The organism is Janthinobacterium sp. GW458P, assembly GCF_002127585.1.
Taxonomy (GTDB): domain Bacteria; phylum Pseudomonadota; class Gammaproteobacteria; order Burkholderiales; family Burkholderiaceae_D; genus Janthinobacterium.
In genome coordinates this window covers 1-25,700 of record NZ_NEGZ01000067.1, presented here as the reverse complement: position 1 = coordinate 25,700, position 25,700 = coordinate 1, and the positions used below count along the sequence as shown (strand labels likewise).

Here is a 25,700-nt window from a genome sequence, read left to right as displayed (position 1 = left end):
CTGGCGCTGGCGGCGCGCCACGACTGGCGCACGGTGGCGCCGCTGCTGGCCACGCACTACCGGCGCATCCGCGCCACGCCCCGTCCCGGCGCCTACACGCGCCTCGTCGCCCGCTGGCTGTTTCCCCTGCACGAAAGGCTCAAGGGCCACCACAGCACGCGCCTGCTGCGGCGCATGGAACGCTCGCAATGGTGGAGCGAAGAGCAGTTGCGCGACTGGCAGCTGGCGCGCCTGCGCCACTTGCTGCGCCATGCGGGCCGGCACGTGCCCCATTACCGCGCCCTGTTCGCCCGCAGCGGCTTCGATCCGGCCCAAGTCAGGCAACTGGCCGACCTGTCGCGCCTGCCGCTGCTGCGCAAGGCCGACATCGCTAACGCGCGCGACAGCTTCAAATCCGCGCGCGCCCTGGGCTTGCGCCCGTTCGCCACGGGCGGCTCCAGCGGCGAGCCGCTGCAGTTCTTCCTCGGGCGGCGCAGGGTCAGCCACGACATCGCCGCCAAGTGGCGCGCCACGCGCTGGTGGGGCGTCGATATCGGCGACCGCGAAGCCGTGCTGTGGGGCTCGCCCATCGAGCTGCACGCGCAGGACCGCCTGCGCCGCGTGCGCGACGCGCTGCTGCGCACCACCCTGCTGCCCGCGTTTGCCATGTCGCCCGCGCGCCTGGACGGCTACGTCGAGCAGCTGCGCCGCTGGCGTCCGCGCATGCTGTTCGGCTATCCGTCAGCCCTGTGCCGCATCGCCAGCCATGCAGCAGCGCGCGACCTGCCGCTCCACGGCCTGGGCGTGAAAGTGGCGTTCGTCACGGCCGAACGCCTGTACGACGAGCAGCGCGCGCAGATCGCCGCCGCCTTCGGCTGCCCCGTCGCGAACGGCTACGGCGGACGCGACGCGGGCTTCATCGCCCACGAATGTCCGGACGGCGGCATGCACATCACGGCCGAAGACATCATCGTGGAAATTGTTGATGCCCAGGGCCGGCCGCTGCCCGCTGGCGCCACGGGCGACATCGTCGTCACCCACCTGGCCACGCAGGACTACCCCTTCATCCGCTACGCCACGGGCGACGTGGGCGCCCTGGGCACGCAGCCCTGCGCCTGCGGCCGCGGCCTGCCCCTGCTGCAGAAAATCGAAGGGCGCAGCACGGATTTCCTCACGGCCGCCGACGGCACCGTCATGCACGGCCTGGCCCTCGTCTACATCGTGCGCGAACTGCCGCAGGTGCGCAGTTTCAAGATCATCCAGGAAAGCCTGCTGCGCACGCGCGTGCTCCTCGTCTGCCAGCCGCGCCTGGACGACGCCACGCGCAGCGCCATCGTCAGGGGCTTCCGGGCCAGGCTGGGCGCGCAGGTGGAGGTCATCATCGAGGAAGTCGGGGAAATCGCGGCCGAGGCGTCGGGCAAGTACCGTTATGTGCTGAGCGAGGTGGCATAGGCAGGCAGCCTGTCACTGTCCTGGGGGCCGGGCGGCAGCGCCGCGCCGGCGCAATCGCGCTGCTGCGCGCACCTGGGCTTTGTAGGCCCGATTTCGCCCCGAAGCGGACGCCCGCTAAATAGCCGTATCGCGCTGTGAACGTAGCAATCATAATTGATATCAAAGTATCGGGGTGAGGACTGCCCGGCCCCGGTATGCGAAGTGTGATCGTACAACCAATTCTTGAATTCAGTGAGAAGAATGCATTCATCCGACTCAAAGATGCTACCGTCGTGGGAAATATGGACAACATCAGAGAGCGACTTTAGGTCCCGCATTATTTCGAATAGCCCGATTATTGCAGGCGCATCCCACTCAGGTCCCATCCTATAGTCGAGGGCGATGAAACCCAGGTCCGACACAAAGAATCCCAAATCAGGAATAGGCGCACCACCCTTGGATCGTAGACCGCCGAAAACGACGTGAAATGCTTCAGCATCTCCTTCCAAGAATGCGATCGCCGGATTTTCGCCAAAGTAAATCCTATGCTGAAAGCTATGAATATAGCAATGTGACCAGGATAAAATAACTAACCAACAGGATGCCCGGAAGCTGGAGCCAGGAAAATTTATATCTGAATCGGAAACGGCATTTTGGCATTTTCTGCGTCATCGATTCCGGCGGAACGATTTTTGGCGGCCAGGCAAATGGAGTCCCCCCATCGACAGGCGGCCAGGATTCGAAACGATAAGCGTAAGCGTCAAAGTTCGTTCTATTAAACCGCTTCTGTTCTTGAACTGCTCGATTGAAGGCAACCTCGCCCGGGGATGCGACTTCCTCTCCGTCTGCATAGAAATAGCCTTCGCTTTCCTTTGCCAGTATTGCCATCGAGAGTATTTGCATGGCAGCAGTGGAATCGCTTCTTCCTGCGGCCGTCCTGGAGATCGTCGCATAGCTGTAATTGGCGACACCTCTTGGCGGCCACAGCATGCTGCGAGGTTCTTTCTTTCCTCTTTTTTGCACGCCAAATTCAAACGCAATGAGCAAGTGAGTTGCCGGTTCCATGCGCAGGAATTCAGCTGGCGTCTTAGTAACGCGTAGATAAAGGACTTGCTCTGCCGAAGACTTTGTCAACGTAAGGTCCGGATGCAGTTGCACATCAAAGCCAAGATTTGCGAATGCCTCAATGAACCGCGCCTCCAAGCCATCGGTTTTTTTGCCAAGGAAAGCTGAAATATTAAGACTCATCGTCGGGACTGAATATAGCCATGAATGGTGATTTACTGTTGGAAATGGGGAGGGCGATACAGAATCGGAACGCCTATTCCTGGCCGATTACGGCAATTGACCCGAAACGTGCAAAGATTGTCACATCGCTACTCGTTGTGTACGCAAATGAGTTGCCGCACCACGAAAATCCGTATGCAAGCAAGTAGTCTGAAGCAACCGAGACGCATCCCGCTCCAGCGGCCTCATCGTCGCGTGATATTGCATCCGCACCCCTTGGCGGACGTAGCAGTCGAAGCGCTTCAAGACAGCATTAGCAGCCACCCAGCCCCTGTCAGAGCTTGCCCGAAGCAGGCGTGCGTTGACGCTCCGGCAAGCTGAAACCTTTCCTCGTTCCATAAAACTCATTCTTGAATTCTACGCATCCATTGCAGGGCCTAACGGTTTCTAAGGCCGATATGCGCTGTTCAGTCAGCTGCATCAAACACAGGTCCATCGAAAAGGTGTAAGCACTTCCGCCATGCATCGCCGCGTTCTGGAACTTGCACTCCGCGTCGCGGAAAACAATCCATGCACGTTGCGCGCGTTGCAGCCCGCGCGGCTTGGCAAGCGCAGACACCAATGTCTTGTAGACAACATGTAAACGCGCGTCGGAGTCTGTTAGCTCTCGACTCATGCAGAAAGTATTCTCAATATTATTACCTTCTTCACAATGCTCCTGCTTGATCGATGCCATATCGCTTTGCTGTTCGGAAGCATAGGTCAAGGACGGCAGCGAAAGGCCCAAGAAAACCACGCCCAACATGGATAAGCGGCTTAGAACGGCATTTCCCACGAGCACTCGCTCCTTATTACAATTTTGCACGATTGCCTCCGCAGCCAGTTGCCGTCATCGTGGCGGCAGGTGAGCGGGAATTGACCAGGACGCGGATCGTGGGCTTTCCGTCCATGACCGCAGTACGTCAAACACGGCGTTTGGACAGGCACGAATTTACTTGCTCAGTTTTGCCAGCGGAAGTGCCATAAATCCGCTCTTGATGCACTGGCCCACGGCTTCGCGGGAGCCCTTCGCTTCACAGCCATCGAGAAAATTGCGGACCTGGGGCAGAACCTCGTCCTGCTGGAGCGGAACATATACGGCCTGGCCAAGGGCCGCCATGCAGGATACGGCAACGTAACTGCCTTTGGTATAGGGTTTATAGCCGGGAAGCTTTTCGGCGAGGGCGATCCATGGGAATAGCAGTTTTAACGTCTCGTCGTCAACTTTTTCCTTGAAGGTCAGGTTCAAGACCGCTACTGCTCCCGTAATACTTTCCTGTCGGGATTTATTCGCATCTGTCCCTTCGGTAAAACTCTCGGCGAACAACGCCGCCCTCGCGCAGAAGAGCAAACTGGCATTGTCCGGTGTCGCACAGCGGGCTGCGCCGGACACCAACAACGCCGCTAACGGCCACAGTAAAGCAATTTTCATCATATTCCCTAAAAACTTTCATGAATAGCCACATAAACCTGTCCGATGGTTGCCAAACCGGCGCGCAAATACGCGTGGCCGAGCGCAGCCCAGGAGCGTGCAAGAATCACCAGGTGAAAAATTCGTACATTGTCACGTCAGCAAGAATGTCCGCTTGCGGCCGCCGATCTTCACGAATTTGCGGTATCTGAAATATTCCGTCTCATGCTAGACTCCCAGTCTTTTTGCCATTCTTCTGCATCATCCTGGGAGAACCAGCCGTCCACGTAGCATAATATTTCATTCGAATCCTGCAAGTTTGATTCTGCCAGATATGAAATTGTCGCTTGCAATCCCGCGCCGATAAAAAACTCCGCGCCCATTGATGTCCCGACATCCATGTTTATATGCTTTGCTGCCCAAAGGGCATGGATATCGCTCGTGCTGCCGACACGATAAAGCAGGAAAGCGCAACGATAAATTCCTTCGCAAGCATCACCGTCATCTTCAATTTCCCCTTGCCAAAGCGCTTTCCTATACTGCACTTCCCTCTCAAAGACTTGCCGAATTAGCGAGGCGTATGGCCCGATCGGGCGCTCCAGGAGAATCCTGTAGAGTTGCTGGCGCACCCGCGGCGACTCCAGTTCCCCCACGCCGCCAGTTGCCAGAACTTCCTGGGAGTTTCCAAATAACTCAAGAATTTTCTCAGCGCGCAGGAAGGCATCCTTGTCTTCCTCGGAACATTCATTCTGAATTATCTTAACTTCGACCTTTACCGCTGCCTGATGCGCGGCAGGCAATTCAGGCGTGTCTTTACGCCCAAAAAATTTCCACATTAACCTTACCCTTTTTGAACTGATCTGCTGTCACCTGAAAATACTTGCGTGCCCGCTTGACGCAGGAATTCCTCGAATCCATGCAGCTCACTATTTTCCTTTTGCGGGAGGATCAAAGCCTTTAAAAGGCGAAGCTTCGGCAACATCCCGGCTATCTTAGCATTTGCCAGGCCCGCTACTCGCCGGTATCGTATCCAAGCCCTTCACGAGTTGACATTGCGGATAGTGCGTCACCGATGTTCATACCCCGTTATATTTTCCGACATCGGCGTGGAATAAATAGATGCAGCCCCGTGCGCCATTACCGTTAAAGACCAATCGACCGCTATCCGGACCGAAATAAACGGACGCGCCGTTTCCGAAACCCCGGCTACATAGCTCACCCTTGTTTTCCCTGAATTCCCGGACTGGATGGCGTTCGCCCGCTAGTACGGCGTTCGCGCGCCAAATTCCAGGCAGGTCCTGCATATTTGCCCCTATGGAGAAACCGGCCGCCGATTGTCCGGCAATGACAGCTGCGTGTATGTGGAATATGTGCAAATGGCCATCCGGGGCGGAAACGCGGAGGCATTGCGTGATCGATGCCTTTCCTGACTCCCGGCGTCACGGCCGGCTACTGCGCCGGCGCCGCGCACGCCCTGACGGTCGTCGCGCTATAGTCAAAAGCGATGCTATTGGTCCCCTGACCGCGGTACATGCTCTGGCCTTCCCTGATGGTCACCTGCGCGCCCATCTTGCACAGCACGGCCGGTGCGCGCTGCACCCAGTCGAGCCTGCGCAAGGTGGCGATATTGCGGTCCCGCAGCGCCGCGCTCCAGCCCTCGTCCTTGAAGCGCACCGAGTAGACCACATTATGCAGCTGCACCCGGCTCGTCCGGTCTATCACATTGCCGCCGTTCTGCAGCACTGCCGCCATGTCGCTCTCGATGAACTGCACGACATCGTGACCGCGCCTGGGCGCGTCATTGCGGCCAAGCTGGTAAAAGAGGAATATCGCGAAGCCGGCAAAGAGCGCGTGATATATTTTTCCATCAAAAAAAGATTTCATTCCCGCTTTCTCAAGCTGTTCAGTTGGTGCGCCTGCCCTCGGGCCGGCAACGTCAGGCGACGGTATCGAGCATGCTGGCCAGCCGCAGCTGATCCCCCGCCGCCACAAACCACTCCCCCTGCCAGCGCTGCGTGCGCCGCGCCTGCGGCGCTTCCGGCGCGCACCACGGCGGATACACGCGCAGCGCGCGCTTGCCGCCAGTGCCGGCGCGCGACATCACGCCCCGTTCGAGCAGCACGCTGCGCGGAAAGATGAAAAAGCCGTGCCGCGCGCCATCGTCGTCGGCCACGGCGATGATGGCGGCATCGACGGGGTCGGCTTCGTCCAGCGGGGCGATGTCGGCGTCGGGATGGGGGCGCTTCCAGACGGTGACGAACTGGCCGGTTTTCGTCGGCGTGGTTTTCGCCACGCGCAGGACCAGGCGCTTGCCGTGCAGGTCGGCCCGGCAGGCGCCGTACTCCGCGCTCTCCGCTTCCGGCACGGGCGCTTGCGGCAAGCCGAGGAAAGCCCAGGGACTGGCCTTCATTGCGCGCTGAACTCGGCCGCGGCCTTGGCCGCCCACAGCGCCTCGGCGTGGCTGGCGAACGGGCTGTCGTAGCCGTCGATGGTGCCGTCTTCGTCGACAAAATACAGCCACCAGCCGTCAGCCTGCTCGCGGATGGCCGTGTGGCCCGGCGCGCAATGGGTTTCGACGGCCTGGTCAGCCTTCAGGGTGGCGATGGTGATGCCATGGTGAATAATATGCTGGGGCGTCATGGCAGCTCATGCAAAATAAATAATGCCGACAGTGTAGCCGCGCCGGCCCATCCTGGCCAGTGCGCTACACTATTGCTTCCTACGGAGAACAATATGGCATCACAACAAGGCACGGTGGATTTCCTGCTCGACCAGATGGCGGGCGCGGGCGGCATCAGCGCGAAAAAAATGTTCGGCGAGTACGGCCTGTATTGCGACGGCAAGATGTTCGCCATCGTCGCCGACGACATGCTCTTCATCAAGCCGACGGAGGCGGGCCGCGCCTGGATCAGTACCATGGGCACGCTGCAGGAAGCGCCGCCCTATCCGCAAGCCAAGCCGTATTTCCTCGTCGATGGCGGGCTGTGGGACGAGCGCGACTGGCTCAGCCAGCTGGCACGGCGCACGGCCGACGCCTTGCCGCTGCCCAAACCGAAGCCGCCGCCCAAGCCCAGGAAACCGGCGTCAAGCAGCTAATACGCTGTTCTCGCACGCCTTGCCTTCACGGAAGCAGGCTAGGTTGTGATAGGTGATGGCGGCGATCTCGCGCAGCGCCTCGATGGTGAAGAAGCCCTGGTGGCCCGTCACCAGCACATTGGGGAAGGTCATCAATCGCTGGAAGACGTCGTCGTCGATGATGTCGGACGAGCGGTCCTGGAAGAACAGATTGCTTTCCTGCTCGTACACGTCAATGGCGAGCGAACCGAGCTGGCGCGATTTGAGCGCCTCGATGACGGCGCCCGTGTCGATCAGGCCGCCGCGCGAGGTATTGACCAGCATGGCGCCCTTCTTCATCAGCGGCAAGGTCGCTTCGCTGATCATGTGGCGCGTGCTCTCCATCAGGGGGCAATGCAGGGAGACGATGTCGGATTCGGCCAGCAGCTGCGGCAGTTCCACCATCGTGCCCAGCTCGGCAAACGCGGGCGACGGATACGGGTCGTGGCCCAGCACCGTGCAGCCGAAGCCCTTGAAAATGCGCGCCGTGGCCAGGCCGATCTTGCCCGTGCCGACAATGCCCACCGTCTTGCCGTGCAAGGTGGAACCCAGCAAGCCGTCCAGCGAGAAATTGCCTTCGCGCACGCGGGCGTAGGCGCGGTGCGTGTGGCGGTTCAGGGTCTGCACCAGGGCCAAGGTGTATTCGGCCACGGCTTCCGGCGAGTAGGCGGGCACGCGCGCGACGAACAGGCCCAGGCGTTTGGCCGCTTCCAGGTCGAGGTTGTTGTAGCCGGCGCAGCGCAGCAGGATGGCGCGCACGCCGTAGCCGTGCAAGGCTTCCAGCACGGGCGCGTCGAGCACGTCGTTGACGAAGACGCAGACGGCGTCCGCGCCTTGCGCCAGCACCACGGTTTCCTGGCTCAGCAAGGCGCTGTGGTAGACCAGTTCAATGCCGTCCGGGTCGGGCTGGGCCGGCAGGGCTTCGTCGAAGAAGCGGCGGTCATAGGGCTGGCTGGCAAAGAAGGCGATTTTCATGGAGAGTCCTGGAACTTGCTGGATGGCAAAACAGCATGATAGCGCAAGCGCCCTGCCCCGCGGCGTCCGCCTAGCCCCGCATCGGCCTATTTGGGCTCGCGGGGCAAGGTCAGCGCGTGGCGCAGGTAGGCCGTTTCCGCCGCATGCCGGGCGTGGTAGCCCTCGCGCGCGGCGCGCATGGCCGCCTGGTGGGCCGCGATGCTGCCTTCCGTCAGTTCGACGCCAAAGTCCGCCGGTACCGGCACCTCGCCGCCGAACAGGCGCGCCAGGATGAAATGGCCGACGTTGTCGCGGTAGTGCGACGCTTCCCAGTAATAACGCATCTCGCGCACGCCCGTCACCTGCGGGATAGGCTCGCTGGTGATGCTGTTGAAGCCGGAAAAATCGTACAGACGCACGTCGCAGCCCTCGCTGCGGTGGCGCTGCGCCAGTTGCGCCAGGTCGCGCTGCCACTGTTCCATGGCGTCCCACTTGCCGCGCCAGTACAGGGCGTCGAGCGTGAGCGCGTGCGTGGGATTGATGTACAGGCGCAAGCGCGTGCCGCCACGGCACAGCTTGCCGACGCTGGCGTCGAAGGCGCGCAGCGCGGGCGCCGTCGGTCCCTGGCCGTCGCCGAATTCCTGCAGCCGCGGCGTGAACGCGCGCGCCGTGCCCACCCAGCCATGCTTGCGGGCCGTGATGCAGCCCTGGTCGCGCTGGCCGTCCAGAGCCAGGCTGGACAGGCACACGCCGTCATAGGTGCCGCTGAGAATGCGCCAGGTGTCGCGCGTCATGTCGACGGTCAGGCCGCGCTTGATGTTGAGCAGGGCGCGCCGCGCAAAGAACGCGGGGCCGCCGGCCGTCAGGCCCGGTTCCACGCCGGCCGAGCCCAGTTCCAGCGAAAACGAGGGCGCGTCGATGCCCCACACCATGGTGTCGACATGGCTGACCCTGGCCGCGTGCTCGGCCAGGCGGATGGCGTCGCCGATCGAGGCGCCCGAGACGGCGCTGTTGAAGATGCTTTTGCCGTCGAACAAGGCGCGTACCCTGGTGGGCAAGCCCATTTCCGTGCGCGAATTGCCGATGTAGACGACGGCGGGCCGGTAGCGCGCCACGGCATAGGTCTTGCCCCACACGGCCAGCTTTTCGTAGGTGGGACGCAAGCGCTGCACCAGCGGCGTGTCCCACTGATGCAGCAGGTAGGGGTCGACGCGGTAGTTCACGGCCGAGATCAGGGCCAGCGCGGCCAGCGCGCAGGCAAAGAAGATGGCGAGGTAGCGGCGGGCGGTGGTATCCATGGTCGGCATAGGAAGTGGAAAAATGGCGTATGCGGGGGCCTGGCGTCAACGCCGGATCAGCGGTCCGTCCAGCACCTGCTGCGCATAGGCCGTTTCGCGCGCGTGCTCCACGCGGTAGCGGTCGCGCGCGGCGCGCATGGCCGCCTGGTGGGCGGCGACATTGGCTGGCGTCAGCTCCACGCCGAAATCGGCCGGCGCCGGCGTGCCGCCGCCGAACAGGCGCGCCAGGATCAAGCGGCCCACATTGTCCCGGTAATGCGACACTTCCCAGTAATAATGCATGTCGGGCTTGCCGCTGACGAGCGGGGTCGCTTCCGTGGTGATGCTGTTAAAGCCGGAAAAATCAACCAGGCGCACGTCGCAGCCACGCTGGCGGTGGCGCTCGGCGACCTGCACCAGAGCACGCTGCCAGGCCTGCATGGCATCCCACTTGCCGCGCCAGTGCAGCGCGTACAAGGTCAGCGCGTGCGTGGGGTTGATGTACAGGCGCAGGCGCAGGCCTGGCCGGCACAGATTGCCGATGCTGGCGTCGAGCGCCGGTGTCGACGGCGGCGTCGGCCCCGCTCCATCGCCGAATTCCTGCAGCCGCACGGGAATGGCGTCCCTGGTGCCGAGCCAGTGCGCGATGCCCTTGCGGGTGCACGTCTCGTCGCGCTGGCCGTACACGGCCAGGCTGGAGCGGCAGGTGTCGCCGGCATGGCCGGTGAGGATGCGCAGGCTGTCCTGCGTCATGTCCACGGTCAGGCCGCGCTGCAGGTTGACCAGGGCGCGCCGGGCGAAAAAGCCGCGCCCTGCCCCCGTCAGGCTGTCCTCCACGCGCGCCGCCCCCATCTCCAGGGAAAAGGTGGGCGCGTCGATGCCCCACACCATAGTCTCGACGGGGCTGACCCTGGCCGCATGCTCGGCCAGGCGGATGGCGTCGCCGACCGAGGCGCCGGACACGGCGCTGTTGAACACGCGCTTGCCGTCGAACAGCGCGCGCACGCCCGTCGGCAAGCCCATTTCCGTGCGCGAATTGCCGATATAGATGATGGCCGGCCGGTAGCGCGCCACGGCGTAGGTCTTGGCCCAGGCGCCCAGTTTTTCATTGATCTGGCGCGGACGCTGCAGCAAGGGACTGTCCCACTGGTGCAGCAGGTAGGGATCGACCTGGTAGTTCAGCAGCGAGACGGCGCCGAGCGCCAGGCCGACGCAGGCGAGGAAACAGACAAGATAGCGGCGGGCGGCGGCGTCCATGCTCAAAACTGGAAGTAGAGAAATTCGGTGACCCGGTTCATGCCAAAGATGCAGGCGACGAACAGCGCGGCCAGGCCCACGCTCCAGCGCCGCGTGGGGCGCCAGCTGACGGCCCAGCGCCCCGCGGGCTGAAAGATTCTTTCAATGACTGGCTCATAGAGAAAGAATATTTCTTGCGTATTCGGCGCCTTGAAGGCCAGCAGCATGGCCCCCAGCAGCACGGGCAAGCCGGGACCGGCCAGTTCGATCCAGCGGATGCCGTCGAACGCGGGCTGCCAGCCCCATTGCGCCAGGCTGGACGCGTGGCTGGCCAGGCCGCGCGGCAGGCTCACGCCGTTCGCCCCCACGAGCGCGCCGGCGATATCCCAGGCCGTGGCCACGTCGGGCGCGCGGAAGAAGACCCAGGCCAGCATCACGGCAAGAAAGGTCAGCAAGGTGGACCACCAAGCGGGCCACCAGCGCAGCCAGCAGTATCCCGGCGCCGCGCCGAACGCGCGCTGCCACGCCTGCTGCAGCACCAGGTACAGGCCGTGCAAGCCGCCCCAGATGACGAAGGTCCAGCCGGCGCCGTGCCACAGGCCGCCCAGCAGCATGGTCAGCATCAGGTTGCGGCAGCGCATGGCCGCGCCGCGGCGGCTGCCGCCCAGCGGGATATACAGATAGTCGCGCAGGAAACGCGACAAGGTCATGTGCCAGCGGCGCCAGAAGTCGGCGATATTGGCCGCCTTGTACGGCGAATTGAAGTTCAGCGGCAATTTCACGCCGAACAGGCGCGACAGGCCGATGGCCATGTCCGAATAGCCGGAAAAGTCGAAATACAGCTGAAAGGTGTAGGCCAGCACGCCGATCCAGGCCTCGACCAGGGTGGGCGTGGCCCCGGCCGCGAAGACGGGAATGGCCAGCGGCGACAGGTTGTCGGCGATCAGCACCTTCTTTGCCAGGCCTATCGTAAAAATCGACAGGCCGATGGCGAAGTTGGCGGCGCGCGGGTGGGCGTTGGCGGGGTCGGCGAACTGCGGCATCATGTCGCGGTGGTGCAGCACGGGACCGGCGATCAAATGGGGAAAGTAACTGACGAACAGCACGTAATGGATGAAGCGGTATTCGCGCACCTCGCCCCGGTAGCAATCGACGAGGAAGGCGATCTGCGTGAAGGTAAAGAACGAGATGCCGATGGGCAGGACAATGGCCAGACCGTGCCACGGCAGGCTGGCGGCGTCGGCCCCGGCGGCCACGGCGACGGCGTTCACGCTGTCGATGAAGAAATTCGCATATTTGTAGTAGGCGAGCAAGGCCAGGTTCAGGGCCAGGGCCGCGACCAGCACGCGCTTGCGGGCCGCGCCCGTGCTGGCGCCCAGCAAACGTCCGGCGCCGTAATTGACGCAGATCGAGGCCAGCAGCAGCGGCAGGTAGCGCACATCCCACCACGCATAGAAGAACAGCGAAGCCATCGCCAGCCAGAGTGCGGGCGCCATGCGGCGGCCGCTGGCGCCGGACGCCCAGCGGTCCAGCAGGAAATAGCCGGCCAGCACGACGGGCAGATAGGCGAACAGGAAGGCGAAGGAATTAAACAGCATGGCGTCTCCTCGCGGGCAGCGCGGCAGTCCCCGCGTGCACCTGGCAATAGCAATCGGCGATCTGCGCCGCCACCCGTTCCCACGTAAAGCGCTCCACCAGCGCCCGCACGCGGGCGCGCTCGGGGGCCAGCGCCAGCAGTGCGCCGATGGCTTGCCGCTGCGCGGGGCCGTCATCCCAGCGCACCTTGCGCAGCGCAAACGCGGAATCGGGCAAGTCGAGCGCGCTTTGCGACGTCATGACGACGGGCGTGCCGGCCGCCAGCGCTTCGAGCACCGAGAGCGGAAACACTTCGCCCTGGCTGGGCAAGGCCGCCACGGCCGCCGCATGGTAGGCGCTGGCCAGCAGCGGGTCGGCGTGGTCGAGCGCGCCGAGCCAGCTGACGTGCGGCACGTCCAGCAATTGCTGCAGATACGCCTGCTGTTCGCGCGGCGCGGCGCCGATCAGCACGAGGGGCAGGCCGGCGCCGGCCAGCGCCTGCGCCAGGCACAGTTGGTTTTTATACGGCGAAATGCTGCCCACCATCAGCACGAAGGGTCCGGCGATGCCCGTCTCGCGCAGGAACAGGTCGCCATTGGCCGAGAAAAAATGCGGGTTGATGCCGTTCGGCAAGACGCGGATGGCCTGGGCCGGCAAGCCGAACCCCTGCACGAGGGCGTCGCGCTCGGCCTCGCCCAGCGCAATGACGACCCTGGCCAGCTGCAGGGCGCGCCGCGTCTGCGCATAGCTCGTCTGCACCATCCAGTCCGTCAGCCGCCCCGCCAGCCGGTCGGCCAGCCGCGCGCGCCAGGCGCTGCGCCGGTTCCAGCTGGGCGCCAGCAGCGGCGACAGCACCACGGGCACGCCCAGCTCGGCGGCCGTCTCCAGGATGCGGTAGGTGCCATTGCTCGCCGAAAACACATGCAGCAGGTCGAAATCGGCCAGCCGCTCATGGTTGGCGTCGACCAGCTGCACCTCGAGCGGCCTGGCCGGATTCGCCGGCAGGCGGTTCAGGGCGGCGATGGTTTCGCGCACCTGGATCTGCAGGCCGCCGTCGCGCTGGAACAGCATGGGATAGGACAAGATACCGACACGCATGGTGCTCCTTTCGGGCGTGCGCCGGCGGCGGCGCCTCACAGCGGTGATTTGGCGGCCGGCCAGCGGCTTGCCAGCTTGCGTTGCAACAACAGGAACTCGGCCGCGATGTCATGCTTCAACAGAAAAATACCGGCGATCCAGCACAGCAAGGTGGCCAGCGCCGTGCCCGCCAGCGCCAGCAGCGGGATGGCATGCGGCATGTCGGCCGGCATCCACAGCAGCATGCACAGCGGCGGCGGGCTGCTGATCGCGCACAGGGCCAGGCTCTTGCGCAGGACGGGCAGCAGCACGCGCCAGTCGAGATTGCTGAAGCGCCGCAGGCAGCCGTAGATCAGCCAGCTGCGCACGAGGGTGCTGAACACGACGGCCCAGGCCACGGCCACCAGCCCGAACGGCGCCGCCAGCAGCAGCGCCGCCACCTTCAGGCCGCCCGCCCACGCGTCGAGCCGGGCCTGCACGCGCATCTGGCCCGTCGCCACGAACAGGTAGCGGGCCATGCTGAATATGCTATACACGGCCGAGGACAGGCACATGATGCGTATCAAGGGCGTACAGGCGCTCCATTGCGGGCCATACAACACTTTGACCAAAGGCAAGGCCATACAGGCGAGAAACAGGAAAAAGGGCCAGGCCAGCGCCGTCATATAGCTGACCGTGCGCACATACACGGGTCCCGCCCCGCCCGCCTCGCGGTCGCGCGCCGCGAACAGGGGAAACACGACGGGCGAGATGGCGCTGGTGATGGCCTGGTTAAAAATGCTCAGCATGCTTTGCGTCTTGCCGAACAGGGCCAGGCTTTCGATATCGATCATCTTGCCGATCACCAGGTCCGGCGCCACCACGCCCGCCTCGTCCACCAGGCCGCCGCCCGTCGCGTAGGCGCCGAAGGCAATGATGGACTTGATGCCGCGCCGTCCCGGCAGCCACGGCAGTTCGCGCGGGCGCACCACGAGGCTGGTCAGCAGCGAGGCCGTGGAACCGGCCAGCACGGCCGCCACCAGGCTCATGTAACTGTGTCCCAGCAGGGCCATGCTCACGCCCACCAGCAGGTTGGTGACGCTGTTGGCCGCGTTGATCGCATAGATGGCGCGAAAGCGCAGTTGCCGCCGCAGCAAGGGCAAGGTCAGCGCGCTGAACGGGATCAGCAGGAAGTTTATCGACAGCAATTGCAGCACCTGCTGCAGGCGCGGCTCGTCATAGAAGCGCGCGAGCGGCCCGCTGGCGCCCAGCACCAGCGCCGCCAGCAGCCAGGCCACCGCCAGGCTGGTGGCCAGGGCGGCGCGCAACTTTTCCGTCGTCAGGGTCTTTTCCTGGATCAGATACTGGCCCACGCCAAAATCGCGCACCACCTGGGCCATGGCCACGAGCACGGCGCCCAGCGAATACACGCCCACCTCGGCCGGCGTCAGCAGGCGCGACAGGATCATCGTCGCGACTATGCCCAGCAGCAGCACCGTGTACTTCTCGGCGAAGGAAAAGAAGAAGGAATGGCGCGTGGCATTCATCCGGGCAAGCTCCAGGCGCTACATGAGACCGGCATAGAACTGGCGCAGCTGCTGCTCCAGCCGCTGCATGGAATAATGCTGTTGCGCTTCCAGGCGGGCCTGGCGTCCCATGCGCTGCCGCCGCGCCGGGTCGCGCAGCAGGTCCGCCAAGGCCTGGCAGGCGGCGTCCTCGTCGCCGGGCGGCAGCAGCAGGCCCCCTTCGCTGTCGTGCAGGATGTCATGGGTGCCCGGCACGTCCGTGCCCACGGCCGGCACGCCGCACGCCATGGCCTCGATGGTGGCGATGCCGAAACCTTCGTTTTTACTCAGCAGCAGGTGCAGGTCGAAGGCCGGCATCAGCAGCTCGACGCGCTGCCGGAAGCCGGCAAACACGATTCTGTCCTGCAAGCCCGTCTGTTGTACCTGCTGCCGCAGCCGCGCTTCCAGCGGTCCCGTGCCCACCAGCACTAAATATAAGTTGGGAAACTGCGGCGCCAGCCGCGCGAACAGGGCCAGCAGCGCCTGCGGACGCTTTTGCGCCGACAGCCTGGCCACCGAACCGATCACCAGGGCGTCCGGCGGCAAGCCCAGCTGCTTGCGCGCCAGCGCTTTGCGCTCGGGCGAGACGGTGAACGTGTCCGTATCGACGCCGTTCGGGATCACGGCCAGCCGCGTCTGCGGCGCCAGCATGCCACGGTACAGGTCGAGGAAATGCTTCATGGCCGAGGCCGACACGGCATACACGCCCTTCACGCTGCGAAACGCTTCCTGCAGCAGCGGCTGCTGCCAGGCGCTGAACGGTTCCGGGGGAAACGCGTTGTGCACGCTGATGACGGCCGGCAGGCGGCACTGCTGCGCCAGCCACAGGATGGAGGCGCCATACGTCGTCCAGCAGAACGCCACGTGCACCAGGTCCGGCCGCAGCCGGCGCAGGCGCCAGGCGCCCGTGAGCCTGGCGCGCAGCAGGTTCCAGCGCCGCCACGCCCAGTGCTCGACGAACAGCGGCGGTTCATACACGCGCACCTGCAGCCGCTGCGCGCGCAAGCCTTGCATCCATGCGGCAAGACCAGGAAAGCGCCGCAGTCCCAGCACGCTGTCATAACCGTTTGCGCCCAGTATTGTCGCCTCTTGCGCCATGCGCAGCTCCATGCCGCCCAGCTCGCCGGAATAGCTGGTGATGACGACGCGCGGCAGGCGCTTTCGGCGGCCGCGCCACGCTTCATGGAAGTAGCCGCGCAGCGCGGCCATTTCCCAGCTGCGCAGGAACAGCGTTTCACGGTCGCCCCGCAGCCAGGCGCGCGCGCGGGCCGCGCCGTCGCGCAGGTAGCGGCCCAGCATCCAGCGCGGCACGCCCAGCCATTCCACGCTGGGCGCCGGCGCGACGAGGCGGCACTGGCCCCGGCCAAACAGGAAGGAGCGGCGCAGTATCCAGGCGCGCCGCACCTGCTGCACGCGGATGATGTGCGCCACCCTGGCTGCCGGACAGAACCAGGAAGGGTTGCCGGAGCGGTAAATTTCCAGGTTCAGCTTGGTTTCGCTGCCCATGGCGTAGCTGTTGCCCTGCGGGCCGATGCTTTCGTCATAGCGGGCGCCCGCCTCGAAGATGCGGCGGCGGATGGCCATGTTGGCGCCCCAGGCGAGGCCCGGATAGACGGGGCCGTCGCGCAAATCGGGGCTGGTGATGCCCCATGTCAGGCCCACGGGGGTCAGGCGCAGCAGCCAGTCGGCCGGCCGTTCCCGCCAGGCGGGCACGATGGCGCCGCCGAACAGGCCATAACCGGGGTGATCGCGCGCGCAGTCCTGCAGGCGGCACAGCCAGTCCGGCGCGGGCATGGCGTCGTCGTCGCCGAAGACGAACAGCTCGGCGCCGTCGCCGCTGTAGCGCAAGGCGTGCTCGACGGCCCCGTTCAGGGCGGGACTGCGGCCGCGCCGCGCCACATGGACGCAACTCAAGGGCAGGCGGCCGCGGAAGGCGTCGATGATACGGTCCGTGGCGTCGCTGCTGCCGTTGTCGGCGATGACGAGGCGCCAGCCGCCCGCGGGCGGGCGCAAGCCCGTGTAGGCGCGCAAGACCTGGGGCAAGGTGCCGGCGCCATTGTAGGTCGCCATGAGAACGGTCAACAAGGACATGCCTCCTTCGTCTTACCATGACAAAACTATGCACTGAACCGCGTTGATCCAGTGTACCCAGCCTGCCCGCCCGCCCGTTGACAGGCATCAATACCATGCAGGCACAACCAGGAGCGTCCCCTTTCATGCGCGACATCTTGATTACCATCATCATCCTGGGTTCCCTGCCCTTCATCCTGAAGTCGCCGGCCATCGGCGGCCTGATGTGGGTATGGGTCAGCGTGATGAACCCGCACACGCAGGCGTGGGGCTTTGCCACGCATTTGCCGTTCGCCTTCATCATCGCCATCGCCACCATGCTCAGCCTCGTGATGACGCGCGAACCGAAAAGCCTGCCCATCACGCCCGTCAGCGTGCTGCTGCTGCTGTTCGTTGCCTGGATGAATGTCACGGCCCTGTTTGCGCTGCTGCCCGAGTCGTCCTGGGTGCAGTGGAACAAGGTCATGAAGATCATGCTGATGAGCTTTGTGATCATGATGGTGATACGCACGCGGCGCGACATCGTGCGCCTGATCTGGGTGCTGGTGGGCTCGATCGGCTATTACGGCGTGAAGGGCGGCATCTTCACCATCCGCAGCGGCGGCACGGAGCGCGTGTGGGGGCCGGAAGAAACGTTTATTGGAGATAACAATTCACTGGCCCTGGCCCTGATCATCACGATTCCCCTCATGTATTATCTGCAGCAAAACAGCGACAGGCGCTGGCTGCGCCACGGCTTGTCGGCGGCCATGCTGCTGTCGGCGCTGGCCGCGCTGGGCTCGTATTCGCGCGGGGCGCTGCTGGCCATTGCCGCCATGGTCCTGTTCATGTGGCTGAAAAGCGGGCGCAAGCTGGTGCTGGGCGCGCTGCTGGGCCTGGTCACGCCGCTGCTGCTGGCCTTCATGCCCGAGCGCTGGGCCGAACGCATGGACACCATCAATACCTATGAGGAAGACAGTTCCGCCATGGGCCGCCTGAATGCGTGGCGCATGGCGTGGAACCTGGCGCGCGACCGCTTTCCCGGCGGCGGCTTCGATGTGTCCGACGGCGCCATCTTTGCCCGCTACGCGCCCAACCCCATGGACGTGCATGCGGCGCACAGCATCTATTTCCAGGCCCTGGGCGAACACGGCTTCGTCGGGTTGCTGATCTACCTGGCGCTGGGCATCGCCACCTGGCGCACGGCATCGGCCATCATCCGCCTGACGCGGGGCAAGGCCGAGCTGCGCTGGGCGCACGGCCTGGCCACCATGAGCCAGGCCAGTCTGATCGGCTTTGCCGTGGGCGGCGCCTTCCTCAGCCTGTTGTATTTCGACATGCCGTATTACCTGATGGCGGCCCTGATCGCCACGCGCATCGTCGTCGAGCGCGCATTGCGCGCGCCGGCGCCCACGCCGCGCCAAGCCAAGCCCGGCGCCGCCGTCGCGGAGCTGCCATGACGGCGGCACTGTCCATCCTGATCTACCACCGCGTGCTGGCGCGGCCCGACGCCCTGTTTCCCGGCGAAGTCGATGCGGCCCTGTTCGAGCGCCAGCTGCGCCTGCTAAAGCGTTTTTATGCGCCGCTGCCCCTGGCCGAGGCCGTGCAGCGCTTGCAGGACGGCAGCCTGCCCCCGCGCGCCGCCTGCATCACGTTTGACGACGGCTACGCGGACAATGCGCAAGTGGCCCTGCCGCTGCTGCTGAAACACGGCCTGCACGCCACGTTTTTTATCGCCACGGGCTACCTCGATGGCGGCCGGATGTGGAACGACGCGGTGATCGAGGGCGTGCGCCATGCGCCCGGTCCCCAGCTGGACTTGCGGGAACTCGGCCTGGACCGCCTGCCCGTCGCCAGCCTGGCGCAGCGGCAAACGGCCATCGCCACCCTGCTGGGCCAGCTCAAATACCTGCCGTTCGAGCGGCGCCAGCAGCTGGCCCTGCACATCGGACGCCAGGCGGGCGCGGCGGCGGGACCGCCCGCCATGCTCAGCACGGCGCAGCTGCGCCAGCTGCAGGGGGCCGGCATGGGGCTGGGCGCGCACACGGCCAGCCACCCTATCCTGGCCACCTTGCCGGACGACGCCGCGCGGCGCGACATCGCCCACGGCAAGCGGCAGCTGGAAAGCCTGATACAGGCGCCCGTCACCCTGTTTGCCTATCCGAACGGCAAGGCGGGCCGCGATTACGGCGCATCCCATGTGGCGATGGTGCGCAGCCTCGGCTTCACGGCGGCCGTCGCGACGGACTGGGGCGTGGCCCGCCCCGGCGCGGGGCTGGACCTGCTGCAGCTGCCCCGTTTTACGCCGTGGGATCGAGGACGGCTGGCGTTTCTGTGGCGCTTGCGGCAAAACCGCCAGCCAGCGCGCCCAGCGCCGCCGGGTGGTGGCTGAGCCACTGTTCCAGCATCATCAGCAGCCACACCATGGTGCCGTGGTAGGCCGGGTGCTGCGCCAGCAGCCGGCACTGCAGGTCGTCGATGAAGGCGGGCCGCACGATGCCGCGCCGGCGCAGCTGGGCCAGGTTATCGAAGGCGAAGTCGCGCAGCGGCGCATGGCTGTGCAGCCACAGGCCGAACGGCAGGCCGAAGCCGTGCTTTTTCTTGCGCACGATGGCCGGCGGCAGGATGTCCGCCAGCGCCCGCTTGAAGAAGGGCCGCAGGCGCATGCCGTCGAGCTTGTCCTGGGGCGCCAGGCGCGCGGCAAACGCCACCATCGCGTCGTGCAGGAAGGGAAACGCCGCTTCCACGCCGGCCAGCTCGCACGCCGTGCGCACCTTGACCAGGTCGTTGTCGGCCAGGGTAAAACGCATGTCCAGCGCCAGCAGTTCATTGATCTGGCTCAAACCCTGGCCTTGCCGCTCCCAGTACGCGCCGCTCAGGCAGCCGGCCGCCATGCCGGGATCGATGGTGTCGATGAAGCCGTCTTCCAGCACCGCGCGGTAGCCATGGCACAGCAGCAGGTTGTGGCTGTCCAGGCGGGCCGGCAACGGCAGGCTGGCCTGTTCGATGTAGCGGCGCGCCTTGCCGGCCAGGCGCCACGGCTTGCCCGCGCGTTCGCGGAACAGCAGCGGCTCGATGACGGCCTGGCGCAGCATGGCCGGCAGGCGCGCGTACTGCGACAGCAGGGCCTGGCGCGCATAGCGTTCATTGCCACCAAACAATTCGTCGCCGCCGTCGCCGCCCAGCAGGCGCATCACGCCATCCTCGCGCGCCATCTGCGCGCAATAGAAGGCGGGAATGGCCGAGGCGTTGCCGAAGGGCTGGTCGAAGGCGGCCGCCATGGCGGGGATGGCGGCCAGCACGTCGCCTGGCGTCACGTAGCGCTCGTGGTGGATGCTGCCCGCGTGGCTGGCGGCCAGGCGCGCATACGCCATCTCGTCGTAGCCGGGCGCGTCGAAGCCGATCGAATACGTGCGCGCCGGGCGCCCCGTCACCTGGCCCACGATGGCGGCCAGGGTGGAACTGTCGGTGCCGCCGCTGAGGAAGGCGCCCGTGCCGGCGCTATCGCCGCCCAGGCTGCTTTCCACGGACAGCCGCAGGGTGCGCAGGAATTCCTCCTGCTTGACGGCAAAACTCGCGCGCGAGCGCGCGTATGCGCGTTCCTGGAATTCCAGCTGCCAGTAACTGCCCCTGTAGCGGCGCCCGGCGCGCACATGCAGGTATTCGCCGGGCAGCAGCCGCTGCTGGCCCACATAGGCCGTGCCCGGTCCGGGCACCATGTGATGGTACAGATAATGGTACAGGGCTTGCGGGTCGAGCGCGGCGCGCACGGACGGATGGGCCAGCAAGGCATCGAGCGAGGAGGCGAAGAACAGGCCCTGCGCATTGCTGGCGTAGCAGAGCGGGTGGATGCCGGCCCGGTCCACGGCCAGCACGGCCGAGCCGGAAAAGGCGTCGAGGATGGCCAAGCAGAAAGGCCCCGAGAGGCAGGCGCAGGCGGCCACGCCCCGGCTCAGCCACAACGACGCGAGGCGGCCCGCCACGTCGTCCGCCGAACCGTGCAGCGCGGGCCGGCCCCAGATGGCCACCTGCAAGCCATCCTGCTGGTACAGGTGGCGGCTGCCGTCGATGGCGGCCACGGCCACGGCGCCCGTGTCGCCGGCGCCCAGGGTCAACGGCGCGCCGTCAAAGCGCGACAGGGGCGCGGCCATGCGCGCCAGCACGGCCTCGGGCGTGACAGGGGGAGCGGCGGCGGGCTCGGGCGCCGCCCCGCAGCGGGCCAGCCAACCGCACAGGCCGCTCATACGAGCACCTCGGCCGGCAAGGGATGGCCGAGGAAGGCCGTCGGGCTGGCCGTCAAGCCGTAGGCGCCCGACTGGAACACCACCACCAGGTCGCCCTCGTGCGCGCGCGCCATCTCCATCTGGTCGGCCAGCAAGTCCAGCGGCGTGCACAGCGGTCCCACGACGGACGCCACCTCGCGCGGCCCCTCCTGCAGGCGGTTGCCGATGGCGACCGGGTAGTTCTTGCGGATCAGCTGGCCGAAATTGCCCGAGGCGGCCAGGTGATGGTGCAAGCCGCCGTCCGTGACGAGGAACACCTGCCCGTGCGACACCTTGCGTTCGAGCACCGTGCACACATAGATGCCCGCTTCGGCCACCAGGTAGCGGCCCAGTTCCAGGTTCAGGCGGGCGCCGGGCGCGGCCGCCTGCAAGAGGGCGAGCTGGGCCTGCAAGCCCGCGGCCACGGGCGCCAGGTCCAGCGCCTGCTCGCCGGGGAAATACGGCACGCCGAAGCCGCCGCCGATATTGAGCACGCGCAAGGGGGACGGCGCGCTGTCGGCCAGCTCCAGCGCCAGGTGCACGCTGTGGGCCTGCGCCTCGGCCAGGGCCGCCGCCGACAGGCTTTGCGACCCCGCATAAATGTGAAAGCCGTGAAAATCCAGGCCCAGCTGGCCGATGCGGCCCAGCAAGGCCGGCACCAGGGCCGCGTCGACGCCGAACGGCTGCGCGCCGCCGCCCATGCGCATGCCCGTGCGGCGCAGGGCGAAATCGGGATTGACGCGCACGGCCACGCGCGCCGTCACGCCCAGCCGTTCGCTGGCCAGCGCCGTCCTTTCCAGCTGGGCGCCGGACTCGATATTGATCAGCACGCCCGCCGCCACGGCGCGCGCCAGTTCCCCCTCGCTCTTGCCCGGCCCCGCAAAACTGATGCGTTCGGCGAGCATGGGCGTGTCGAGGGCCGTCGCCAGTTCGCCGCCCGAGGCCACGTCGATGCCGTCCACCAGGCCCGCCAGCAGCTGCACGACGGCCGGCATGGGATTGGCCTTCATGGCGTAATGCAGGTGCACGCCGGAAGGCAAGGCGGCGCGCAGTTCCGCCACGCGGCGCGCGATGTGGCCGCGCTCGTAGGCATAGAACGGCGTGCGGCCCACGCGCTGGGCCAGGCGGCGCAAGGGCATGCCGCCCACTTCCAGCATGTCGCCGGCGACGGCGAATTGGCGCAAGGCCGCGTGCGGCGGCATGGCAGGGGATGTCAGGCCGGGGCCATTCATGTCGATGCTCCTGGTTGGACAGCATGGGCTTGCGCCAGTTCCCGCGCCAGCAAGGGGCGGTCGATCTTGCCGTTCGGATTGCGCGGCAAGGCGTCCGCGCGCACCTCGATCCACAGCGGCACCATATACGCCGGCAGGCGGGCGCGGCAGGCGGCCAGCACGCTGTCGCGCAGCACTTCCACGCCCGGCGCGGGCGTGACGAGCAAGGCGATGGCCTGGCCCAGCACGGCGTGCGGCACGCCCAGCGCGGCCGCCTCGCCCACCAGCCCGCTCGCATGCGCGACTTCCTCGATCTCGGCCGGGCTGACCCGGTAGCCCGAGGTCTTGATCATGTCGTCGCTGCGGCCGACGAAATACAGATAGCCGTCCGCATCGCGGCGCACGGTGTCGCCCGACCAGACGGCCAGTTCCGGCAGCACCAGGCCGCTGGCCTGCGGCGGCAAGGGCTTGAAGCGCTCGGCCGTGCGCGCCGCATCGTTCCAGTAACCGAGCGCCACCAGCGCGCCCCGGTGCACGAGTTCGCCAGGCTCGCCGGCGTCGCAGACGCTGCCGTCCGGGCGCAGCACCAGCACTTCCGCGTTCGGGATGGCTAGTCCGATGGAATCGGGACGCCGCGCCAGCTGTTCCGGCGGCAGATAGGTGGAACGGAACGCTTCCGTCAGACCATACATGAGGAAGACCTGCGTGCGCGGCAGCGCCAGGCGCAGCCGGTCGAGCGTGGCGCGCTGCATGACGCCGCCGGAATTGGTGACGTAGCGCAAGGGCGTCGACAGGGGCCAGCTCAGCTGCGACAGCTGCACCCACAGGGGCGGCACGGCGGCCAGGCCCGTGATGGCTTCCTGCTCCACGGCTTCGACGATGTCGCGCAGCAGCAAGTAATTCATCAGCACGGCGCAGGCGCCGCTGGCGAACGCCGTCGTCAGCTGGCTCAGGCCGTAGTCAAAGCTGAGCGGCAGCACGCACAGGATGCGGTCCTGCGGCGTGTTGCGCAGGTAGCCCGAGACGCTGAGCGCGCCGGCCAGCATGTTGCGGTGGGACAGCACCACGCCTTTCGGCCGCCCCGTGCTGCCCGAGGTGTACAGGATGGCCGCCATGTCCGTGTCGATCACCGCGTGCGGCGCCCGCTCCGGCTCGCTTGCCAGGTCCAGCGCGTCGTCCCAGGACAGCAGGCGCACGCCGCCCAGGCTGGCGTCCAGGCCCCGCTCTCCCGTCAGCAGCACCGTCTGCAGGTCCGGGCAGGCGGCCAGCGCCGGCCCCAGCTGCGCCAGCCGCTCGCGCGAGGTGACGAGGATGGCGACATTGCAGTCGGCCAGGATGTAGGCGACCTGCTCCGGCTTGAGCAGCGGGTTGACGGGCACGAAGACGCCGCCGGCCGCCGCCGCGCCGAACATGGCGCCGACGTTTTCCGGGCGCTTTTCCAGGTAGACGGCCACGCGCGCGCCGCGCGCCAGGCCCAGGGCCAGCAGGGCCCAGGCGCAATCGCGCACGCACTGCGCCAGCGCGCCATAGGTCAGCGCCTCGCCCTGCCACGACAGGGCCGGCGCATCGGGCGCGCGCCGCGCCGTGTCGAAGATCAACTCGTGTATCAGTGTCGCCATCGTCTCGCCCCCGGGTTGCCATGATTGCCATGCATCCCCCTATGATTCAGACAAACGGCCACGCCGGTCTTGATTTTGATCAATTAACAGTTTCAGCAACACAGCTTGAGCCGGCGCAAGATCCGCGCGCGCCGCTGCGCTCTAATGGACAGCATTGGCTGCATAGCCGCCCCATCCGTTCTTCCCATGTCCGTGCGCCCGCATTTTCCCTTGCTGCAAAGACTGGCCGCCAGCGTCGCCCGGCTGGGCTGGCGCGACACGGCCTGGCTGGCCCTGGCCCGCCTGCTCGAACGCGCGCCGGGCGGGCGCTGCGCGCTATATCGTTATCAATTCGTCGCGCAGGCCGTGGCGCCCGGCTCGCTGTGCGGCGGGCGCGGCCGCTCCATCACGGTCGCGCCCTGCCTGGCGGAGGCGGACTTGCCGCCCGGCCCCCTGCGCCGGCCCGGCGTGCTGGGCGAGCGCTACCGCCAGGGCGCGCAATGCCTGGTGGCGCGCACGGGGCGCGACGGGCAGGCCGCCGGCATGGCCGGCTGGATCTGGCTGCTGCGCCACGGCTGCGAGGAAGACGAGGTGCGCGCCCGCTACGCGCTGGCGTCGCGCCAGTCGTCGTGGGACCTGGACGTGTGGGTGCATCCCGAGCAGCGCGGCGGCCTGGTCTTCGCCCGCCTGTGGGAAGAAGCCAACGCCGTGCTGCACGCGCAGGGCGTGCGCTGGTCATGCAGCCGCATTTCGCGCTTCAACCGCGCTTCGCTGTCGGCCCATGCGCGCCTGGGCACGCATGCGCTGGGCACGGCCACCTTCATCCGCTGCGGCCGCTGGCAATGGATGGCCGCCAGCGTGCCGCCCTATCTGCACCTGTCGCGCCATCGCGCCGACGTCCCGCTGCTGGCCTTCGATACGACGCCCTTGCCCCACTACCCTTCCCTGGAGCTGACATGCCGCATCTTGAAGCAGTAAAGCACATCCTCGACACCACGCTGGGGCTGAACGGGCGCGCGCTGGAAGCGCACACGCCGCTGCTGGGCAGCCTGCCGGAACTCGATTCCATGGCCGTGATCGGCGTCATCGCGGCGCTGGAAGCGCATTTCGGCATCGAGGTGGCCGACGAGGATATCCACGCGCGCCACTTCACCACGGTGGCCACGCTGCACGATTTCATTGTTGCCAGGCTGCGACCATGAACGATACCGCCACCGTGGCGCCGCCCCTGCTGCCGTTCTTCATGTCCGCCAGCGGCGGCCAGCGCTATTGCCTGCTGCACCTGCCGCCGCCGGGCCGGCCCGCGCGCGGCGGCATCGTCTACGTGCATCCATTGGCGGAAGAACTGAATAAGAGCCGCCACGTGGCCGCCGCGCAGGCGCGCGCGTTTGCCGCCGCCGGCTACAGCGTGCTGCAGATCGACCTGTACGGCTGCGGCGACAGCAGCGGCGACTTCGGCGAGGCCCGCTGGCCGATCTGGCACAACGACCTGCACCTGGCCTGCGCCTGGCTGGCGCAGCGGGTCGACGGCCCCTTGACTCTTTGGGGGCTGCGCCTGGGCGCCCTGCTGGCCCTCGATTTCGCCAGCCGCGCGCCGCTGCCGCTGGCCCGGCTGCTGCTGTGGCAGCCGGAGCTGGACGGCCGGCGCTGCATCGACCGCTTCCTGCGCCTGCGCCTGGCCAGCGGCATGCTGGCCGGCGCCGAAGCCGAAGCGCC

The 25,700-nt window shown here is 66.3% G+C and carries 24 protein-coding genes; 7 read left to right on the top strand and 17 right to left on the bottom strand.

From position 1 onward, the window contains the following. Window positions 1–1,431, top strand: a complete 1,431-nt coding sequence (locus CBW50_RS25295; RefSeq protein ID WP_367301835.1) for a phenylacetate--CoA ligase family protein — start codon at window positions 1–3, stop codon at window positions 1,429–1,431. A 534-nt stretch (window positions 1,432–1,965) separates the two neighbouring features. On the opposite strand, the gene CBW50_RS29135 is transcribed toward CBW50_RS25295, so the two are convergent. The 7 genes from CBW50_RS29135 to CBW50_RS25260 form a co-directional block, all read right to left on the bottom strand. After that, entirely contained in the window at window positions 1,966–2,658 is a 693-nt protein-coding gene (locus CBW50_RS29135) for a hypothetical protein (protein ID WP_139842637.1), read from the bottom strand. A gap of 313 nt (window positions 2,659–2,971) precedes the next feature. After that, a complete protein-coding gene (locus tag CBW50_RS25285; RefSeq protein WP_139842636.1) occupies window positions 2,972–3,472 on the bottom strand; it encodes a lysozyme inhibitor LprI family protein in 501 nt (166 codons plus the stop codon). Between the two features lie 156 nt (window positions 3,473–3,628). After that, window positions 3,629–4,111 carry a hypothetical protein gene (locus tag CBW50_RS25280; RefSeq protein ID WP_086148075.1) on the bottom strand — a complete coding sequence of 161 codons (483 nt, stop codon included), beginning with the start codon at window positions 4,109–4,111 and terminating at the stop codon, window positions 3,629–3,631. Window positions 4,112–4,278: 167 nt separating this feature from the next. Continuing rightward, window positions 4,279–4,923 (bottom strand): hypothetical protein, encoded by a 645-nt coding sequence (locus CBW50_RS25275; protein ID WP_086148074.1) that lies wholly within the window; start codon window positions 4,921–4,923, stop codon window positions 4,279–4,281. A 613-nt stretch (window positions 4,924–5,536) separates the two neighbouring features. Further along, a complete protein-coding gene (locus CBW50_RS25270; protein WP_086148073.1) occupies window positions 5,537–5,971 on the bottom strand; it encodes a hypothetical protein in 435 nt (144 codons plus the stop codon). 52 nt (window positions 5,972–6,023) lie between these two features. Continuing rightward, entirely contained in the window at window positions 6,024–6,497 is a 474-nt protein-coding gene (locus tag CBW50_RS25265) for a MepB family protein (protein WP_086148072.1), read from the bottom strand. Next, window positions 6,494–6,727: a hypothetical protein gene (locus tag CBW50_RS25260; RefSeq protein ID WP_086148071.1), complete on the bottom strand. Its 234-nt coding sequence runs from the start codon at window positions 6,725–6,727 to the stop codon at window positions 6,494–6,496. The genes CBW50_RS25265 and CBW50_RS25260 overlap by 4 nt, the downstream gene beginning before the upstream one ends. 93 nt (window positions 6,728–6,820) lie before the next feature. On the opposite strand from CBW50_RS25260, the gene CBW50_RS25255 reads away from it, so the two are divergent. Further along, window positions 6,821–7,183, top strand: coding sequence for a TfoX/Sxy family protein (locus CBW50_RS25255; RefSeq protein ID WP_086148070.1), 363 nt, complete (start codon window positions 6,821–6,823; stop codon window positions 7,181–7,183). Here the strand turns inward: CBW50_RS25255 and CBW50_RS25250 are convergent. The 7 genes from CBW50_RS25250 to CBW50_RS25220 form a co-directional block, all read right to left on the bottom strand. Next, a complete protein-coding gene (locus CBW50_RS25250) occupies window positions 7,172–8,176 on the bottom strand; it encodes a 2-hydroxyacid dehydrogenase (RefSeq protein WP_086148069.1) in 1,005 nt (334 codons plus the stop codon). The two genes, CBW50_RS25255 and CBW50_RS25250, sit on opposite strands and share 12 nt — an antisense overlap. A gap of 86 nt (window positions 8,177–8,262) precedes the next feature. Continuing rightward, window positions 8,263–9,453 carry a hypothetical protein gene (locus CBW50_RS25245; protein ID WP_086148078.1) on the bottom strand — a complete coding sequence of 397 codons (1,191 nt, stop codon included), beginning with the start codon at window positions 9,451–9,453 and terminating at the stop codon, window positions 8,263–8,265. Between the two features lie 45 nt (window positions 9,454–9,498). Continuing rightward, window positions 9,499–10,689, bottom strand: coding sequence for a hypothetical protein (locus CBW50_RS25240; protein ID WP_086148077.1), 1,191 nt, complete (start codon window positions 10,687–10,689; stop codon window positions 9,499–9,501). 2 nt (window positions 10,690–10,691) lie between these two features. Beyond that, window positions 10,692–12,266: an MBOAT family protein gene (locus CBW50_RS25235; protein ID WP_086148068.1), complete on the bottom strand. Its 1,575-nt coding sequence runs from the start codon at window positions 12,264–12,266 to the stop codon at window positions 10,692–10,694. Beyond that, the gene (locus CBW50_RS25230) at window positions 12,256–13,341 is read right to left on the bottom strand and encodes a glycosyltransferase family 4 protein (RefSeq protein ID WP_086148067.1); all 1,086 of its coding nucleotides are present in this window, start codon (window positions 13,339–13,341) and stop codon (window positions 12,256–12,258) included. Before CBW50_RS25230 ends, CBW50_RS25235 begins: the two co-directional genes overlap by 11 nt. Window positions 13,342–13,376: 35 nt before the next feature. Then, window positions 13,377–14,846: a lipopolysaccharide biosynthesis protein gene (locus CBW50_RS25225; protein ID WP_086148066.1), complete on the bottom strand. Its 1,470-nt coding sequence runs from the start codon at window positions 14,844–14,846 to the stop codon at window positions 13,377–13,379. 18 nt (window positions 14,847–14,864) lie between these two features. Continuing rightward, window positions 14,865–16,949, bottom strand: a complete 2,085-nt coding sequence (locus CBW50_RS25220; RefSeq protein WP_226935637.1) for a glycosyltransferase — start codon at window positions 16,947–16,949, stop codon at window positions 14,865–14,867. Between the two features lie 131 nt (window positions 16,950–17,080). Between CBW50_RS25220 and CBW50_RS25215 the strand changes: the two genes are divergently transcribed. Both CBW50_RS25215 and CBW50_RS25210 read left to right on the top strand, forming a co-directional pair. Then, on the top strand, window positions 17,081–18,373 hold the full coding sequence (locus CBW50_RS25215; protein WP_086148064.1) for a putative O-glycosylation ligase, exosortase A system-associated: 1,293 nt from the start codon (window positions 17,081–17,083) through the stop codon (window positions 18,371–18,373). Continuing rightward, complete coding sequence (locus tag CBW50_RS25210) at window positions 18,370–19,305, top strand: polysaccharide deacetylase family protein (protein WP_086148063.1); 936 nt, start codon at window positions 18,370–18,372, stop codon at window positions 19,303–19,305. Before CBW50_RS25215 ends, CBW50_RS25210 begins: the two co-directional genes overlap by 4 nt. On the opposite strand, the gene CBW50_RS25205 is transcribed toward CBW50_RS25210, so the two are convergent. The 3 genes from CBW50_RS25205 to CBW50_RS25195 are packed head-to-tail and all read right to left on the bottom strand — an operon-like array spanning window position 19,214 to window position 24,005. Beyond that, window positions 19,214–21,157, bottom strand: coding sequence for an asparagine synthase-related protein (locus CBW50_RS25205; protein ID WP_086148062.1), 1,944 nt, complete (start codon window positions 21,155–21,157; stop codon window positions 19,214–19,216). The genes CBW50_RS25210 and CBW50_RS25205 overlap by 92 nt on opposite strands. Continuing rightward, complete coding sequence (locus tag CBW50_RS25200; protein WP_172404883.1) at window positions 21,154–22,377, bottom strand: pyridoxal-dependent decarboxylase, exosortase A system-associated; 1,224 nt, start codon at window positions 22,375–22,377, stop codon at window positions 21,154–21,156. The genes CBW50_RS25205 and CBW50_RS25200 overlap by 4 nt, the downstream gene beginning before the upstream one ends. A gap of 26 nt (window positions 22,378–22,403) precedes the next feature. After that, entirely contained in the window at window positions 22,404–24,005 is a 1,602-nt protein-coding gene (locus CBW50_RS25195; protein WP_086148060.1) for an acyl-CoA ligase (AMP-forming), exosortase A system-associated, read from the bottom strand. A gap of 186 nt (window positions 24,006–24,191) precedes the next feature. On the opposite strand from CBW50_RS25195, the gene CBW50_RS25190 reads away from it, so the two are divergent. From CBW50_RS25190 to CBW50_RS25180, 3 genes are all read left to right on the top strand, one after another. Continuing rightward, window positions 24,192–24,962 (top strand): hypothetical protein, encoded by a 771-nt coding sequence (locus CBW50_RS25190; RefSeq protein WP_086148059.1) that lies wholly within the window; start codon window positions 24,192–24,194, stop codon window positions 24,960–24,962. Then, window positions 24,941–25,186, top strand: a complete 246-nt coding sequence (locus tag CBW50_RS25185) for an acyl carrier protein (RefSeq protein WP_086148058.1) — start codon at window positions 24,941–24,943, stop codon at window positions 25,184–25,186. The genes CBW50_RS25190 and CBW50_RS25185 overlap by 22 nt, the downstream gene beginning before the upstream one ends. Then, the coding region (locus CBW50_RS25180) for a hydrolase 2, exosortase A system-associated (RefSeq protein ID WP_139842634.1) at window positions 25,183–25,700 on the top strand (518 nt) is incomplete at its 3' end. The genes CBW50_RS25185 and CBW50_RS25180, both read left to right, overlap by 4 nt.

Coding starts and splice junctions, on each gene's coding strand:
- CBW50_RS25250 (WP_086148069.1), bottom strand. CDS start 8,176: ATGAAAATCGCCTTCTTTGCCAGCCAGCCCTATGACCGCCGCTTCTTC.
- CBW50_RS25255 (WP_086148070.1), top strand. CDS start 6,821: ATGGCATCACAACAAGGCACGGTGGATTTCCTGCTCGACCAGATGGCG.
- CBW50_RS25270 (WP_086148073.1), bottom strand. CDS start 5,971: ATGAAATCTTTTTTTGATGGAAAAATATATCACGCGCTCTTTGCCGGC.
- CBW50_RS25275 (WP_086148074.1), bottom strand. CDS start 4,923: ATGTGGAAATTTTTTGGGCGTAAAGACACGCCTGAATTGCCTGCCGCG.
- CBW50_RS25240 (WP_086148077.1), bottom strand. CDS start 10,689: ATGGACGCCGCCGCCCGCCGCTATCTTGTCTGTTTCCTCGCCTGCGTC.
- CBW50_RS25215 (WP_086148064.1), top strand. CDS start 17,081: ATGCGCGACATCTTGATTACCATCATCATCCTGGGTTCCCTGCCCTTC.
- CBW50_RS25190 (WP_086148059.1), top strand. CDS start 24,192: ATGTCCGTGCGCCCGCATTTTCCCTTGCTGCAAAGACTGGCCGCCAGC.
- CBW50_RS25200 (WP_172404883.1), bottom strand. CDS start 22,377: ATGCCGCCGCACGCGGCCTTGCGCCAATTCGCCGTCGCCGGCGACATG.
- CBW50_RS25210 (WP_086148063.1), top strand. CDS start 18,370: ATGACGGCGGCACTGTCCATCCTGATCTACCACCGCGTGCTGGCGCGG.
- CBW50_RS25195 (WP_086148060.1), bottom strand. CDS start 24,005: ATGGCGACACTGATACACGAGTTGATCTTCGACACGGCGCGGCGCGCG.
- CBW50_RS29135 (WP_139842637.1), bottom strand. CDS start 2,658: ATGAGTCTTAATATTTCAGCTTTCCTTGGCAAAAAAACCGATGGCTTG.
- CBW50_RS25265 (WP_086148072.1), bottom strand. CDS start 6,497: ATGAAGGCCAGTCCCTGGGCTTTCCTCGGCTTGCCGCAAGCGCCCGTG.
- CBW50_RS25185 (WP_086148058.1), top strand. CDS start 24,941: ATGCCGCATCTTGAAGCAGTAAAGCACATCCTCGACACCACGCTGGGG.
- CBW50_RS25205 (WP_086148062.1), bottom strand. CDS start 21,157: ATGAGCGGCCTGTGCGGTTGGCTGGCCCGCTGCGGGGCGGCGCCCGAG.
- CBW50_RS25280 (WP_086148075.1), bottom strand. CDS start 4,111: ATGATGAAAATTGCTTTACTGTGGCCGTTAGCGGCGTTGTTGGTGTCC.
- CBW50_RS25225 (WP_086148066.1), bottom strand. CDS start 14,846: ATGAATGCCACGCGCCATTCCTTCTTCTTTTCCTTCGCCGAGAAGTAC.
- CBW50_RS25245 (WP_086148078.1), bottom strand. CDS start 9,453: ATGGATACCACCGCCCGCCGCTACCTCGCCATCTTCTTTGCCTGCGCG.
- CBW50_RS25230 (WP_086148067.1), bottom strand. CDS start 13,341: ATGCGTGTCGGTATCTTGTCCTATCCCATGCTGTTCCAGCGCGACGGC.
- CBW50_RS25235 (WP_086148068.1), bottom strand. CDS start 12,266: ATGCTGTTTAATTCCTTCGCCTTCCTGTTCGCCTATCTGCCCGTCGTG.
- CBW50_RS25260 (WP_086148071.1), bottom strand. CDS start 6,727: ATGACGCCCCAGCATATTATTCACCATGGCATCACCATCGCCACCCTG.